We start from the raw sequence: 14,413 nt of genomic DNA on the forward strand, positions 1-14,413 counted from the left end.
CCGCCGGCTTCCCGGTGCCGCGACCGCTTCGGCCATGCCCTCGAACGGCTGCCGCCTGCCCTCGACTCCTGTACGCCCGCTGACCTGTCCGTGAGGTGCTCGACCGTGCCCAGTCATCCCACCGTTCTTCTCACCGGCGCGTCCGGTGTCGTGGGCAGCGCGCTGCTGCCCCAGCTGTCCGACTGCCACACCATCGCCCTGACCCACCGCACTGCGGCGGCCGGCGCCGACGAGCAGCTGGCCGGTGACCTGACCGTCCCCCGGCTCGGCCTGGACGCCGGCGCCTACCGGCGTCTGGCCACACGCGTGGACGTGATCGTTCACTGCGCCGCCGTCACCGGCTTCTCCAGCGGCCCCGAGGCCACCCACGCGCTCAACGAGGCCGGCACCCGGCAGATCGTGCAGCTGGCCGCCGACGCGGACGCCGTGCTGCACCACGTGTCCACGGCGTTCGTGGACCGGACCGACCTGACCCGGGCGCAGCTCGGTCAGGACCACGGGGATGCCACCGCGCGGCCGGAGGACTACCTGGACTCCAAGCGTGCCGGCGAGGACGTCGTGCGGTCGTCGGGCGTCCCCGCAGTGATCATCCGCCCGTCGGTGGTGATCGGGGACGCGGTCACCGGAGCGATCTCCGCGTTCCAGGGCATGCACGGTATCATCCACGGCCTGCTGCGCGGCCTGCTCCCGCTGGTTCCGGTGCCCGCCGAATCGCCGATCGACTTCATACCGCAGGACGTGGTCGCCGCCACCATCGCCGCTCTGATCCGCCAGGGGCGGCGGGACGGCGACATCTGGGTCACCGCGGGCACCAGTGCGCTGAGCACCCAGCGCACCCTTGAGGTCATCGGCGACACCGCGGACGAGCTCGGCCTTGCCGCGGCGCGGCCGCGCATGGTCGGCCCCGAGATGGTCGACCGTCTCATCCGTCCGGTGTTCATCGCGAACCTGCACCCCAGGGCGCGTCGCCGGTTCGACGACATGCTCGCCATGACGGCGCTGTTCGCTCACGGTCACGTCTTTCCCACCAGCCTGGGCCAGCTCCCCGGTATCCCGGCGGCCCCCAGCGGAAGCGAACTCGAAGACGCGTTGCGTGCATCGGTCGCCTACATGGCCCGCACCAAGGGCATGGTCCGCCGAGTGGCGGAGCCGGTGCTCGCAGGTGAGCAGGTGCCGGCATGAGCGAGCTGACACTTACCGCCACCGGCACTGCCGATGCGTCGGCCGGCGAGGTGCTGGGCATCTACCGCCGCCACCTGAGCAAGGGACGGGCGCGACTGGCGTCCCTGACCGGCGCCGCCATGGAGGTCGCCTCCGAGGGCAGCCGCGTGTGGGACGCGGATGCCAAGGAGTACCTGGACTGCGGCGGCTACGGGGTCTTCCTCCTCGGCCACCGCCACCCCCGGGTGGTGGAGGCCGTCATCGAGCAGATTCACCGCCACCCGATGGCCACCCGGCTGCTCCTGGAGCCGGCCGCAGCGAGGGCAGCGGCCGCGCTCGCCGCCGTCACACCCCCCGGCCTGGAGCGGGTTCACTTCGTCAACTCCGGCGCCGAGGCCACCGAGACCGCGATCAAACTGGCCCGCGCCCACGGCAAGCACCGGCTGATCTCCGCGACCGGCGGCTACCACGGCAAAACCACCGGCGCGCTCGCCGTCACGGCCAAGCCCTTCTACCAGGACCCGTTCCGGCCGCTCCTGCCGGCCGAGCACGTCCCCTACGGCGACGCCGAGGCCCTGGAGCGGACGCTCGCCGACGGGGAGCCTGCCTGCGTCATCCTCGAACCCATGCAGGGCGAGGGCGGCGCGGTCCTGCCCCCGCCCGGCTACCTCACGCAGGTGCAGCGGCTGTGCGCCGAGCACGGGGCGATGTTCGTCCTGGACGAGATCCAGACCGGTCTGGGCCGCCTGGGAACCTGGTGGGGCGCCGATACGGAAGGGCTGCGGCCGGATGTGCTGCTGGTCGGCAAGAACCTCAGCGGCGGTGTGATCCCGGTCGCCGCCGCGGTCGCCACCGCGCAGGCGTACGCGCCGTTCGACAAGGACCCCTTCCTGCACACCTCCACCTTCGCCGCCTCCCCGGTGGCGATGGCGGCCGCTGCGGCCGCCGTCACCGCGATCCGCGACGAGAACCTGGTGGAGCGGGCCCACGCCCTGGGCGAAGACCTGCTGGAGCGCATCCAGTCGGCCCTGGCCCCCCTGCACGGCAACGCGGTGGTGGACATCCGCGGCCGCGGCCTGCTCCTGGGCATCGAGATGCGCGACGAAGGCACCGCCGGAGAACTCGTCCTGCACCTGCTGGAGGAGGGGCTGCTGGTCAACCACTCCCTCAACGCCCACCGGGTCGTGCGCCTGACCCCGCCGGCAGTGCTCACCCCGTCCGACCTGGACTGGATCACCCGCGCCTTCACCTCCGCAGCCACCGCACTGGCCCGCACCACCGCTTCCACGAAGGGGACACGCTGACATGCCCGAGGTGACCCTCGACGCCCTCATACCCGACACGACCGCCCCGGCCGTCTTCGAGCGGCTGCGGGACTTCGCCGCCTACCCGAAGTACACCGACGCCGTCCGCGAGGTGACCGTCACCGACACCGGTGGCGACACCCTGGACTCGGACTGGTCGGTGAACTTCCGCAACGGCATCCTGTGCTGGTCCGAACGCGACCGCATCGACGCCGCCAACCTGACCATCGAATTCACCCAGACCGACGGCGACTTCGACCAGTTCGACGGCACGTGGACCGTGCACAGCCACGACGACAACGCGGTCAGCGTACGGTTCACCGCCCGCTTCGACCTCGGCATGCCCAGCCTCGCCGCCATCATCGACCCGATCGCCTGCCAGGCCCTGACCGAGGCCATCAGCCTCATCCTGCGCGGCCTGCTCGGCGAGCACATCACCCTCACCACACCCGAGGCCGAACCCGTCGGCGCCTCAGCGGCAGCGGACGCACCGTGACCGGCGCCCTCAGTACCGCCGCCCTCCCTCCCCAGACCACCGCATCGCCGGTGACGGAGCGGGGGTTCAAGGACGTCCTCGCACACTTGCCCTCCGGCGTCACCGTGCTGACCACCAGCGGACCCGACGGCGCGGGCGCGGCGGGCATGACGGCGAGCGCCGTGTGCTCCCTGTCCCTCGATCCACCGATGATCCTGGCCTGCGCGGCCAACCACAGCCGCACACTGGCCCGAATCCGCACCACCGGGGTGCTGGCCGTCAACGTGCTGCGGGAGGACCAGGTCCCTCTCGCACGGCGGTTCGCCGACCCGCACCTCGACCAGGACGCCCGCTTCGCGGCCACCGCCCACCGCCTGGAGGACGGCCTGCCCGTCCTCCACGACGCGCTGGCCTGGCTGACCTGCACCGTTCAGGCCGCCCATCCCGGCGGCGACCACACCATCCTCACCGCCGAAGTCCGCCGGCTCGGCCTGGGCGGCGGGCACCCGCTGCTCTGGCACAACCGCACCTTCCGCATCCTCGCCTGACCGACCGCGACTCTTCTGGAGGCTTCCGCCGTGCCCAGGGACATCAGTAACAAGACCGTCGCCATCACCGGCGGCAGCCGCGGCATCGGCCGTGCCACCGCCGAGCAGTTCATCGCCGCCGGCGCCACAGTGGCCATCGGCGCCCGCAACCACGACTACGCCGCCAAGGTCGCCGCCGACATCGGCGCCCGCGCCTACCCGCTGGACGTCACCGACCCCGTCAGCGTCCAGGCGTTCTGGAACGCGGCCGAGGCCGACCTCGGCGCGATCGACATCTTCGTCAACAACGCCGGCGAGATGATCGTCGGCCCCTTCGAGAAGGAGTCCGCCGAGGACACCGCCCACCAGCTCGGCGTCAACCTCCTCGGCACCCTCAACGGCATGAAGACCGCCATCGGCCCGATGCGCCGACGCGGGCACGGCCACATCATCAACATGGTCTCCGCCGTCGGCATGATCGGCCTGCCCGGCTGCGCCACCTACTCCGCCGCCAAGCACGGCGTCGTCGGCCTGTCCGAGGGCGTACGCGCCGAGCTGCGCGGTTCCGGCGTGGACCTGTCCATCATCCTGCCCATCCCCGCCCAGACGGAGCTGACCTCCGGCGTCGGCAAGGGCCGGTTCGTGCCGCTGCTCACCCCCGACGACATCGCCAAATCCGTGCTGCGCACCGCCCGCCGCCCCGTCTACAACCGATACGTGCCCGGCTGGACCAACCCCGTCACCCGCTCCCTGTTCCTGCTGCCGCAGCCGTGGCGGGACGCGATGGGCCGCTTCCTCAAGGCCGACCAGCTGCTGCGCACCACCGACTACCAGGCCCGCATCGCCTACGAGACACGGGTGAAGGCCCCCACCGCGGAAGGAGCCGGGGCGTGACCTCCCAAACACCCGCCCGCCCCAGTAACTACAAGGGCGCCGTCCGGCGCGGCAACGCACCCGCCGTCGTCGGCTGGCGCTGGCTGGACCACCTCATCCACGTCCACCCGGTCACCACCGTCGCCCTGTTCACCCCGGTGATCGCCGCCTGCGTCTGGTACTCCCTCGGCGAGACCGACGGCTGGGCGCTCCTCGGATGGGCGGCCGCGGGCTACGTGACGTGGACACTGTCGGAGTACTGGGGCCACCGCATCGTGCTGCACTACGAGCCCGAAAAGGGCTTCGGCGCGCGCCTGCACTACATCCTGCACGGCATTCACCACGACTACCCCACCGACCCGCGCCGCTCCATCCTCAGCCCACTGCTGAGCATCCCGATGGTCGCCGGAACGATCTACCTGGCCTCCGGGCTCGGCTCACTGCCGCTAACCTTCGGCGCCGGCTACACCTTCGGCTACCTCACCTACGACCTGTTCCACCTCTACCTGCACCTCGCCACCCCCAAGAGCCGGCTCATGCGGCACCTGCGCTCGCTCCACATGCGCCACCACTTCCGCGACGACACCAAGGGCTTCGGCATCTCCGCCCCCTACTGGGACGAGCTGTTCGGAACCTCCATCGCCCGCCAGCCCCGGTCAAACGACCTGGCCACCTGAGCCCACCCCACACCGCCGGTCCAACGACACGGCCCCCTGACCGGCGCGGGCACCCTCGCGACGAACGGCTAACCCCCGAAGTCGTCGATGCCTCCGCGCGGGTGCCCGCGCCCACCGTCGCGCCACAGTTGACCCGGCACCAGCCCGCCGCCATGGACCACTGCCGGAGCCGAACGCCACCCGCGAGGAACCCATGAACTCCGAAACGCTTCTGGCTCGCATCTACACCCTCGACCCGCCCGCCGAAACCGCACTGCCGGCCCCTCGCCCCGCACCGGCCGGTCAGCCCCACCCCGCCGAAGCGGACGGGGACGAAGCGGAGGAGTTCGTACGCCTCCACCACGAAGAGCACCCCGACCAGCCCCTCCCGCTCACCACACGGCTGCAGCAGATACGCACACAGATCAACGAGACCGGCACCTACACCCACACCACCGACGAACTCGTCTTCGGAGCCCGTGTCGCCTGGCGCAACTCCAGCCGGTGCATCGGCCGCCTGTACTGGAAGAGCCTGCGCGTCCTGGACCGCCGCCAGGCCACCACCGCCGAAGACATCCACCAGCACCTGTGCGACCACCTGCGCCAGGCCACCAACGGCGGCCGCATCCGCCCCGTCATCTCCATCTTCGCCCCCGACACACCTGAGAGCCGGGCCCCCCGGGTGTGGAACGACCAGCTCATCCGCTACGCCGGCCACCGACAGGACAACGGCCACATCGTCGGCGACCCGACCTACGCCGACTTCACCGACACCGTCAAGCGCCTGGGCTGGCAGGCCCCCGGCGGCCCCTGGGACGTGCTGCCCTGGGTCATCGAAACCGCCCAGGACAAGCCCCAACTGTTCGACGTCCCCCCGGACCTCGTCCTGGAAGTCCATCTCACCCACCCCGACCACCCCGACTTCGCCGACCTCGGGCTGCGCTGGCACGCCGTACCGGCGATCTCCAACATGCGGCTGCGCATCGGCGGCATCAACTACCCCCTCGCACCCTTCAACGGCTGGTACATGGGCACCGAGATCGGCGCCCGCAACCTCGTCGACACCGACCGTTACAACCTGCTGCCCGTCATCGCCGAACACCTCGGCCTCGACACCAGCAGCGACACCACCCTGTGGCGCGACCGCGCCCTGGTCGAACTCAACGTCGCCGTCCTGCACTCCTTCTCCCGGGCCGGCGTCAAGATCAGCGACCACCACACCGAGTCCCGGCACTTCATGACCCACCTCGCCAAAGAAGAGAAGCAGGGCCGCGCCGTACCCGCCGACTGGAGCTGGATCGTGCCCCCCGTCTCCGGCGGCATCACCCCGGTCTTCCACCGCTACTACGACCAGGCCGACCAGCGCCCCAACTTCTACCTCGACGACGACGCCAAGGCCCGCGGTAAGGGCGGATGCCCCTTCGGCCACGGCTGAGCAGCGCGGTGGACCACACCCACCAGTTCCGTCGCGGATACGCGGACGCCTCGGCCCGGAGGCGGCCCGTGAGCAGGCCGTGCGGCTCACCGCGTCGACGGGCAGGCGAAGGACTTCTTCCAGCCGGCCGGCAGTGGTCAGGCGGACTTCCACAGTCATGGTCACTCTCCTGCCGGCCTAGACATGGGTACGGCGGCGCGGGGTGTCACGGAAGCGGCAGCGTTGCTGCTCGCACATCCGCGGCACCCAGCACATCTGCCACGTCAGCTCGACGCGGCCGATGTCGGCGATGGTCTGCTTAGTGCTCCAGCCCTTCGCGACGCCGTCCAGCGCCTGCCGGTACATCTGGGTGATCTTGGCGTTCTGGCGGATGATCGGGCTCTCCCGCGGGCGCAGTCCGACGCCCTGTCCAGGAATCCACCCAGATCCACCGGGGCGCCCTCGGCCGCGGGTGCGCTCTGCTAGCCGGCGCGGCAGCAGAGGCCGGAGCCGGGCTGGTCGGGCAGTCGGCAGTGATGGCAGTCGGCCCCGTCCAGGGCACAGAACGCGGCGATCGAGACCGGTGGCGTGAGGGACGACGATCCGCCGCACCCCGTATGTCTCCTCCAGCCGTAGCGCATAGGCGGCCGTGCTCACCCCGAGGGGGGGCGCCGGCGACGAGCGGGACGGCAGTTCGTTTGCAGGCGGCCCTCTAGGCAGAGCTGGTCGGCCATGCGAGCCCAGCGCAGGGCGGGGTCGGATCCCTGCTTGTCGCGTCGGATGGAAAGGACCTGCTGACCAAGTCCACCGCCGAGTCCGAGACAGACCTGAAGAATGAGACGTCCCCGGCTCTCAACCACTTCCAGGACGCGGACGTCGCCCTGGCACAGTGCCACGTCGTCGATTCCGTTACGGACCGGGACGGCCATCGGCGCACCGTAGATGATGTCCGCAGCGAGCAGTTGTTGGTCGGCCTCGAGTAGCAGCCTTGGTTTCGGGCCTGAAGGCAGATAACTGTTGGGTTCAGAACAGGGACGATTGCGGTCACTCGTGGCTAATCTTGCCTGGTGGATCAAGAGTTACGGAGAGCTGTCCCCGAAGCACCGGTCACCAGCCGAGAGCAGGATGCGGTGCGCATCCTACTGCTCATCGATGGCGCATGCGAGCCAGCCAACGATGCAGAGCGGGCTGATCCCGGTCTCGTGGACGCCGTGGGTGTTGTCCGAACGCAGGTGCGGTTGCAGAAGTTGGACTTCTGGCTGCGCAATCCCGACTACCTCGCTGATGAACTGCTGACGGAGTACGAGCAGAGCGGGGAGGAGCCGCTGCTGTCGCTGGCCGCGTCAATCCTGAGTTCTGAGGAACCCGAAGTACGACGATATCCGATGCTGCGTCACCACTTCGGAGCTTACGAGCCGCTGGACAATGCGCTGGCCGTACTGCGCAGCGCCGGTCTGGTGGCTCGGCGCCGCCGGGGCACGGTCGACCGGGTACGCCAGCACGACTACTTTCTGCTGGAGGCCGGTCGGACGATCGCCCGTGAAGTGATCCAGCAGGCTCCCGTATTCAGCTACTACGTCGAGCGCGTTCAGCTCGTCGTCGCACTGGCCGACGGCCTGGGGGGAAGCCAGCTGAAGCGGCGGCAGTATCTGCAGCGCGAGTATGCCGAGGCAGCCCGGGGCGAGCGGATTGGCTCGGTCAGCACCCGGGCGCGGGAGCGCCTGGCGCGACTGCGTACGCAGAGGGGACAGGACGGGATTCGGGTGGGGGACCATGGACAGGGATGACGTGCTGCTGGAGACGCGGATAGCTGAGCGGGCAGCCGTGAGCGTTGAGGATGTACGCGATGCGTTCGCCGCCCACGGCGTTCCCCTGGTGACACCGCCGGCCCGGTCCCGCACTCTGCGGCTGCACCGGCTGCGCATCGCCGGGCAGCGGACGGGATCGGTCTATCCCGGTCCCTTCGATACATCGCTGCGGTTTTCCGAGGGACTGACCGGACTGGTGGCGTCCAATCTACGGGGCAAGACCTCGGTGCTGGAGCTTGTGACGTGGTGCCTGCGGGGTTCGCCGAGGGACCTGATGGCCGAAGCGCATTGGTTGCGCGAGGTGGATCTGGACGTCGAGATAGCCGGGCAGGCGGTGGGGATCCGGCTGGATCTGGCCGAGGAGGAGATCACTTCAGCGGTCGTCCTGGCCGGTCCCGCCATCGAGGCCCTGGAGTTGGTGCGCGCTCCGGACGCCGACCACGAGATCATCCCCCTTCTGCGGGCGTTAAGCTCGGCAAGCTTCGCGGAGCAGATGCAGGCGCTGATGATGGACCGCCTGGATCTGCATCCGCTGGTGAACAGCTACAAGCAGACCGGTACGCAGACCCACGGTTGGCCGGTCTACTTCGGGGCGGTCTACCTGCCTGCGGGGCGGGACAAGGCGCTGCTGGGTGAGCACACGATGAGCGGGCTGCCCGGCCGTCTGTTGCAGGTGTTCTTGGATCTGCCCTCCGCAGCCGCGCTCACGCGCGTGAAGACTGCGGCCGATGTGCTCGCGGCCAGACACAAAGCCGCACAGGCGGCGGATACGGAGGCGCGGGGCAAGCGGGACGAGGAGCGCCATCGAATCGCCAAGAACCTGGAGCGGGCCCAGGAGCGCCTGTCCGCCATAGCCGACACTGAGGGCGGCTGGGAGGAGTCACTGCCCGAGGTGGCTTCCCACGTGGTGCAGTTGGCGCGTGCTGTCGCGGACACGCACGAGACGTGGGATGAGCTGATGCAGGCGCACCGACGGGCCCGGGCCCAGCGCCAGCATGACGCGAAGCTCGCCAATGATGTCATCGAGAGTGCCACTGCCCGCCAGCTCTTCCACGGGCTGGATCCCACGGCGTGTCCGCGCTGCGATCAGGTGATCGCAGCCGATCGCAGGCGCCAGGAGCGCGAGGCTCAGTCTTGTGCGGTGTGCTCACGGCCCGTGACGGGTGACGATAACCTTCCCGAAGAGGTCATCGCCGAGGCCAGGCAGCGGCTGCGGGACAGCACCGCCGCGGAGAAGATGGCCAAGGACGCACTGGAGGCGGCAGAGGTCGAGCTGGACCGGCTGTCGGGCGAGCTCACCTGGGCTCAGGCCCGGCTGCGACGTGCGGAATCCGCAGTGCAGGCGCCGGCCCGCCTCATCGCACGCGAAGAGGTGCTGCGGCTGGAGGGCGCGCTCAGCGTCTTCCCGGAGCTGCCCGCTTTGGTCATCGACGCAGACGAGACAAAGGCCCTGAAGGTCTTCCGTGCAGCGGCCAAGGTTTTGGAGAAGGACCACGAGGTGGCAGCCCAGGCGCTCTTTGCCGATCTGAACCGGGAGATCGCTCAGCTCGGCCGACGATTCGGCATCGACGCACTGGAATCGGTGAAGATCGACCGTGCCGCCCATCTGGACATCACCAAGGGCGGCGGGCGCACCAAACCCTTCGGCGCCCAGAGCCCCGGCGAGCGACTGCGGCTGCGAATCGCGGTGGTCATCGCTTTGCTGCGGGTGGGCGCCGCGCACGCCGTTTCGACGCACCCGGGCCTGTTGCTGATCGACAGCCCGAAAGCGGAGGAGGTCCAGGACCTCGACATCCGCAGGTTGCTGGGAGAGCTGGCCCAATTGGCTTCGGAGAACCATCTGCAGGTGTTGATCACTACCAGGGACTTCGACCTGGTGCACGACGTACTGCCCGCCGAGAACATCATCGAAGCCCGCGACGGCAAACCACTGTGGTGAAGGCTTCACACTGGCGGAAGGGGGATGGAGCATGACACTGCTCGCCGAGCGCCTCAGCGCCCTGGCCACCGCCGGGCACGCCTTCATCACATTTGAGGACCTCGGCCTGCCGGCCGAGACGCTGCACGAGCAGGTGCGAACCGTCGCGGCCGGCCCGCTGGCCCCGCTCCTGGCCGAGGCCGTTGCCCACGCCTGCGATGCTGCGGACGCGGCCTGGACTCAGGCCGCTGCCGCCTTTCCCACTGGGCTCGCACAGCAGAGCAGCGTCCTGGCCCTCACCTCGTCGCTGGAGACTTTGCTTGGCAGCACCGCCGCCGTCAAGGCGCTGGCGAAGCCCCTCAACGGGGCACTTCTGGATGGTCTTGCCGAGCAGGTCGACCGCGGTCCACTGCTGGCTGCTGCACGGCTGGAAGGCGCGGTCAGGCTCGCCGCCTGCGAAGCGGTCCGCCCCTACCAGGTATGGGAGGTTCTGGAAGAACTGCCCGTGCAGGGGCCGGAAGACTTCCTGGAGCGTCTCCCGCGCATCCTGGGCGTTGTCCTGGACTGCTGGGCGCAGCAGGAAGCCCGCGTCTCGGCCGCAGCGCGCGGACTGCTGCAGCATCTGTCCGTCGACGAGGTGGCCGATGTCGACGCGCTGTTCGAACTGGGGTGTGACCGCTTACGCACCGCGCTGTCCGCCACCGACCTGACTGAGGTCAGCAGGCAGGTCGTGGAAGCCCGCTCGCTGTTCGCAGCAGCCGAGGCCGCCGAGGAAGCCCGCGATGACGCTGCCGCCTACCTGGCCGCGTGCGATGCCCTCCTGGGTTTCACCGCGCACGACACCGCCCGGATTACACAGGCCGCCGACCGTATCGAACAGGCACTGGAGCGTCGCCGGGCATGGCTGCACGGCACGCACCAGCCTGCTTGGCTCCAGCCGCGGCAGTCGGCCGAAGTCGCTTGGTCCCACCTTCTAGTCCAGTTGAAGGCTGCGGCGGAACTCTTCGCCGCCGAAGTATGGATGGACTCCTGGCACGCCGTGGACGCAGTCCTCACCGCCTACCGCGCCGCCCGCACCATCCAACCGCTTGGAGAGGGAAGTGACGCCCCCGGTCTGGCCGTCCTGGTGGAGCCCGCTGTCGAGGATGGCTTCCTGCGCAAGGAAGCGTTCCTCAGCGCACTGAGGCATGCCGCTGCGCGGCCGCAGGACTTCCCCGGTTGCCACTTCGACACCGACGCCGCGACCGCTGTCCTCGCCCGGCTCGACGCCCGGGAAGCCCGTAGCCCATCCGTCGGTGACTCAAGCGACGCAGACGACGAGGACTCAGACGCCCGAGCCGCGGACGAACGCTTGCACCGCATCGCGCCTACCGTGGCTCGCCGACTCCCGGCGAAGGAGGCTCTGCACCTGGCTGGGCTGTCTGACACCACTCTTGCGGCCGTCGAGGGCATTGCCTACGACAGTGACCTCGCACGCCTCAAAGCCGACGACCCGGTCATCATGCCCTTGCTCGACGGTTTCCTGACACTCCTGTCCCAGCATGAGCAGTTCGCCGGACAAGTCCGGCAGACGTTCAGCGCTCTGCTCACCCAAACCCTGCTGTTCCTCAAATCCCGTACCGATCTGGAACGCACGCACATCTTCGGCGCTGGAAAGCGAGACGACCCGCCCTACGACTACCGTCGCAAACCGGAAAAGGGCCAGCGGGACGCCAACGAAGGGGACCTGCAACGCGACTTCCACCAATGGCTGCTCACCGGCCCCTTGCACAACGTCGTTCAGGTAGAGACGAACAATGTCGGCATGGGACGCGCCGACGTCATGGTCCATTTCGGCCCCCTGCGCTATCTCACTGAGATGAAGCAAGACAGCGACAGCAACAGCCGCACCCACATCGAAGGTAGATACCTCACTCAGGAAGCCGAATACACCAACACCAACGCACCCTTCGGCCAGCTCCTCGTCCTGGACCTCACGCCGAAGACCACCAGCAGCGGAACGCTGCGCATCAATGAACTGGCGTGGCTGGCCACCCACCGTCCCCGCGACGCCACCATCGACCGTTGCATACTGGCCGGCATCGTCACTGGTAACCGCATCACCCCCTCCGCCTACTCCCGCTAGACCAGCCATGGGCTTGCCTTGAATCTGCACCCCCACCCAGGAGACCGGCAAAGCGGTGGGCGCGCCACAGAGGGAGCGTCCTTCCCATCGCTGCGAGTACTCGCTGACTTCGGCTGCCGCCAGAGGGGCCCTCTACGAAGAGCGAGGCAACATAGCCCCGAATCGCCGGTTAGCCAAACCGGCAATGACGCGGAGTATTGACGGTTGCCCCCGCTCACCTGTGCGTGCGACGTCCGTAGGCCCGGGTTGATTTCCCACCCATTTGTGACCGGCGACGACAGACGGCCTCCTGACCCGCTCAGGAGACCAGCCGTCCGTCGCCGTGATCACCCTGACCGGCCTGGACCCGAGTCGCCTACCCACCTGGAGGAGCTCTACGAGAGCCTCCGCACCCAAGAGGGCGTCTCCCTGGAATGGATCATCGCCCCGACGGGCCGAAGGCTGACCCGGACCTCATACCCCGGGGTATCACGAAGGACCGTCGGGTCACCGCGGTTGCCCGCCCAGGGGCCCGGCCCTGCCCCTGCCCGCAACACCACGTTGAACTACGTCAGCGCCCCGCGCGTCGCGTTCGTCAACGATGACGACCGAAACCCGCCTTTCTCGCTGGCCATACGCAACGAGCACGCCATCACCACCGGTCTGCGCTGGGTCGCAGGTCGGTCGGCCGGCTGGGATCCCGTCTCCGGGAGTCTGAGGACCTGAATGTGCCCGACTCCCGTCGGACGTCACGCGCCGGGAGCCGTCTGGACGCATCGGGCGGACCCCGAGGACAGGGCCACTGCATGTTGCTGACCGACACACGCCTCGCCCAGGCCGTCGACCACGGTGGTCTTCACAAGGCGTTCCTGATGGGTGTCTGCGCGCGAGCGGCCGGCGAACTGCTCAGCGACGTCGTGTATCACCGAAGGGTCCACGAAGGGCAGTGGACGGCCGACGACACCTACCGTGACCAGGTCGAGTTCGATGCGCGCCGACACGCGTGGTTGAAGGGGTGGGCGGAGCGCGAGCTTCAGGCCGAGGCGCCGCTCCTCGGTTCGGCGGGTCGGTAGGTCGAGATCCCGGGACAGCAGTCCGGGATGCCTGCTGCTGCGGGCGGTTCGTCAGCGTGCGGCGGGCTCGGCTGCAACGGGCTCGCGGGCGGGGACGAGACGGGGAACGAGGCGGACGTAGGCGACCATGCCGAGGACTTCGACGAGGGTCTGTGTGACTACGACGACCGCGGCGGCCTCCAATCCGGCGGGCAGCGCGAGGGCCAGGGGGAGAACGACGAGGGAGTTGCGGGTCGCGCCGGTGAACACGATCGCCCGTCCGCCGGGGGCGTCGAGTCGGAAGAGTCGAGCGACGGCCTTCCCGGCGAACGCCATGACGACGAGGAACGCGGCGTAGAAGGGGATGACGGCGGCGACGTCGGTGAGGCTGTCGCCGAGCTTGGGAACCTGGGAGGCGACCACGGTGATCAGGGTCGCGGCCATCAGCGGCACCATCGTCGTGGTCGCCGCGTCGGAGACCTTCTGGCCGACCGGGCGGCGTGCGGCCCACGCCTGCAGCGTCCAGGCCAGCACGAGGGGGACGACGATCAGGACCAGGAAGGCTTCGACGAACGGGCCGATCTCGACGATGTCGGCCAGGTCGGAGCCCATGAACAGGTACAGGAAGCCGGGCAGCAGCAGCATCTGCGTGACCAGGAGGAGCGGGGTGGCAGCGAGCAGGCGGCGACTGGAGCCTCCGGCAAGGCCGGAGAAGACGATCACGTAGTCGACGCACGGGCACAACAGCACCAGCAGGACCCCGACGCGTACGGCCTGGTCGGCGGGCAGGAACGTGAACAACGCCGCGACGATGAGCGGCACCACCACGAAGTTCACCACCAGGGCGGCGGACAGGAACCGGCCGTCGCGCAGCGAGCGCAGCAGTTCGGCGGCCGGGACCTGGAGGAAGGTGACGACCAGCAGCGCGCCGAGGACCGGGTTGATCGCGTGTTCCAGGCCGGGGCCCGCGGCCGGGGCCAGCCAGCCGAGCAGTCCTCCGGCGGCCATCGCCGCGAGGTAGATCGCGACCTGGTGGTGTTCCATCCGCTCGACCAGGCCCTGCGGTCCCTGCTGCGACACTCTGACTGCTCCCTTGAAACTCGTACCGGCCGCCGGTGGCG

13 protein-coding genes and 1 pseudogene are annotated in these 14,413 nt (G+C 69.3%); 11 read left to right on the forward strand and 3 right to left on the reverse strand.

The genetic code is table 11. The features are described from left to right. Window positions 1-105 precede the first annotated feature (105 nt). The 7 genes from ACFYOJ_RS34380 (at window position 106) to ACFYOJ_RS34410 (ending at window position 6,431) form a co-directional block, all read left to right on the forward strand. Complete coding sequence (locus tag ACFYOJ_RS34380; protein ID WP_061441662.1) at window positions 106-1,182, forward strand: SDR family oxidoreductase; 1,077 nt, start codon at window positions 106-108, stop codon at window positions 1,180-1,182. Then, the gene (locus ACFYOJ_RS34385) at window positions 1,179-2,465 is read left to right on the forward strand and encodes an aspartate aminotransferase family protein (protein ID WP_061441663.1); all 1,287 of its coding nucleotides are present in this window, start codon (window positions 1,179-1,181) and stop codon (window positions 2,463-2,465) included. Before ACFYOJ_RS34380 ends, ACFYOJ_RS34385 begins: the two co-directional genes overlap by 4 nt. A 1-nt stretch (window position 2,466) precedes the next feature. Further along, on the forward strand, window positions 2,467-2,961 hold the full coding sequence (locus ACFYOJ_RS34390) for a type II toxin-antitoxin system RatA family toxin (protein ID WP_061441664.1): 495 nt from the start codon (window positions 2,467-2,469) through the stop codon (window positions 2,959-2,961). Then, entirely contained in the window at window positions 2,958-3,488 is a 531-nt protein-coding gene (locus ACFYOJ_RS34395) for a flavin reductase family protein (protein WP_199560844.1), read from the forward strand. The genes ACFYOJ_RS34390 and ACFYOJ_RS34395 overlap by 4 nt, the downstream gene beginning before the upstream one ends. A 30-nt stretch (window positions 3,489-3,518) precedes the next feature. Beyond that, complete coding sequence (locus tag ACFYOJ_RS34400) at window positions 3,519-4,361, forward strand: SDR family oxidoreductase (protein WP_061441665.1); 843 nt, start codon at window positions 3,519-3,521, stop codon at window positions 4,359-4,361. Continuing rightward, window positions 4,358-5,017, forward strand: a complete 660-nt coding sequence (locus ACFYOJ_RS34405; RefSeq protein ID WP_061441666.1) for a sterol desaturase family protein — start codon at window positions 4,358-4,360, stop codon at window positions 5,015-5,017. Before ACFYOJ_RS34400 ends, ACFYOJ_RS34405 begins: the two co-directional genes overlap by 4 nt. Window positions 5,018-5,210: 193 nt before the next feature. Then, window positions 5,211-6,431 (forward strand): nitric oxide synthase oxygenase, encoded by a 1,221-nt coding sequence (locus tag ACFYOJ_RS34410; protein ID WP_078884538.1) that lies wholly within the window; start codon window positions 5,211-5,213, stop codon window positions 6,429-6,431. A gap of 177 nt (window positions 6,432-6,608) precedes the next feature. Here ACFYOJ_RS34410 and ACFYOJ_RS34415 read toward each other — a convergent pair whose 3' ends face one another. Then, window positions 6,609-6,776 carry a hypothetical protein gene (locus ACFYOJ_RS34415; RefSeq protein WP_153176674.1) on the reverse strand — a complete coding sequence of 56 codons (168 nt, stop codon included), beginning with the start codon at window positions 6,774-6,776 and terminating at the stop codon, window positions 6,609-6,611. Between the two features lie 320 nt (window positions 6,777-7,096). Continuing rightward, window positions 7,097-7,333: pseudogene (locus ACFYOJ_RS34420) on the reverse strand (TerD family protein); the annotation flags it as partial. A 144-nt stretch (window positions 7,334-7,477) separates the two neighbouring features. On the opposite strand from ACFYOJ_RS34420, the gene ACFYOJ_RS34425 reads away from it, so the two are divergent. From ACFYOJ_RS34425 to ACFYOJ_RS34440, 4 genes are all read left to right on the forward strand, one after another. Next, window positions 7,478-8,197 (forward strand): hypothetical protein, encoded by a 720-nt coding sequence (locus ACFYOJ_RS34425; RefSeq protein ID WP_061441667.1) that lies wholly within the window; start codon window positions 7,478-7,480, stop codon window positions 8,195-8,197. After that, window positions 8,184-10,157 (forward strand): hypothetical protein, encoded by a 1,974-nt coding sequence (locus ACFYOJ_RS34430; RefSeq protein ID WP_061441668.1) that lies wholly within the window; start codon window positions 8,184-8,186, stop codon window positions 10,155-10,157. The genes ACFYOJ_RS34425 and ACFYOJ_RS34430 overlap by 14 nt, the downstream gene beginning before the upstream one ends. A gap of 31 nt (window positions 10,158-10,188) precedes the next feature. Further along, the gene (locus ACFYOJ_RS34435) at window positions 10,189-12,261 is read left to right on the forward strand and encodes a hypothetical protein (protein ID WP_061441669.1); all 2,073 of its coding nucleotides are present in this window, start codon (window positions 10,189-10,191) and stop codon (window positions 12,259-12,261) included. Between the two features lie 785 nt (window positions 12,262-13,046). Continuing rightward, window positions 13,047-13,313, forward strand: a complete 267-nt coding sequence (locus tag ACFYOJ_RS34440) for a hypothetical protein (RefSeq protein WP_228126035.1) — start codon at window positions 13,047-13,049, stop codon at window positions 13,311-13,313. A 51-nt stretch (window positions 13,314-13,364) separates the two neighbouring features. Here the strand turns inward: ACFYOJ_RS34440 and ACFYOJ_RS34445 are convergent, their stop codons facing one another. Beyond that, entirely contained in the window at window positions 13,365-14,336 is a 972-nt protein-coding gene (locus ACFYOJ_RS34445; protein ID WP_181849656.1) for an arsenic resistance protein, read from the reverse strand. Window positions 14,337-14,413 lie beyond the last annotated feature (77 nt).

The organism is Streptomyces sp. NPDC006384 (genome assembly GCF_042870695.1).
Lineage (GTDB): Bacteria > Actinomycetota > Actinomycetes > Streptomycetales > Streptomycetaceae > Streptomyces.

Excerpts from the sequence above, each read along its gene's own strand:
- ACFYOJ_RS34430 (WP_061441668.1), top strand. The coding sequence starts at position 8,184 with ATGGACAGGGATGACGTGCTGCTGGAGACGCGGATAGCTGAGCGGGCA.
- ACFYOJ_RS34410 (WP_078884538.1), top strand. The coding sequence starts at position 5,211 with ATGAACTCCGAAACGCTTCTGGCTCGCATCTACACCCTCGACCCGCCC.
- ACFYOJ_RS34445 (WP_181849656.1), bottom strand. The coding sequence starts at position 14,336 with ATGGAACACCACCAGGTCGCGATCTACCTCGCGGCGATGGCCGCCGGA.
- ACFYOJ_RS34415 (WP_153176674.1), bottom strand. The coding sequence starts at position 6,776 with ATGTACCGGCAGGCGCTGGACGGCGTCGCGAAGGGCTGGAGCACTAAG.
- ACFYOJ_RS34385 (WP_061441663.1), top strand. The coding sequence starts at position 1,179 with ATGAGCGAGCTGACACTTACCGCCACCGGCACTGCCGATGCGTCGGCC.
- ACFYOJ_RS34435 (WP_061441669.1), top strand. The coding sequence starts at position 10,189 with ATGACACTGCTCGCCGAGCGCCTCAGCGCCCTGGCCACCGCCGGGCAC.
- ACFYOJ_RS34390 (WP_061441664.1), top strand. The coding sequence starts at position 2,467 with ATGCCCGAGGTGACCCTCGACGCCCTCATACCCGACACGACCGCCCCG.
- ACFYOJ_RS34440 (WP_228126035.1), top strand. The coding sequence starts at position 13,047 with ATGTTGCTGACCGACACACGCCTCGCCCAGGCCGTCGACCACGGTGGT.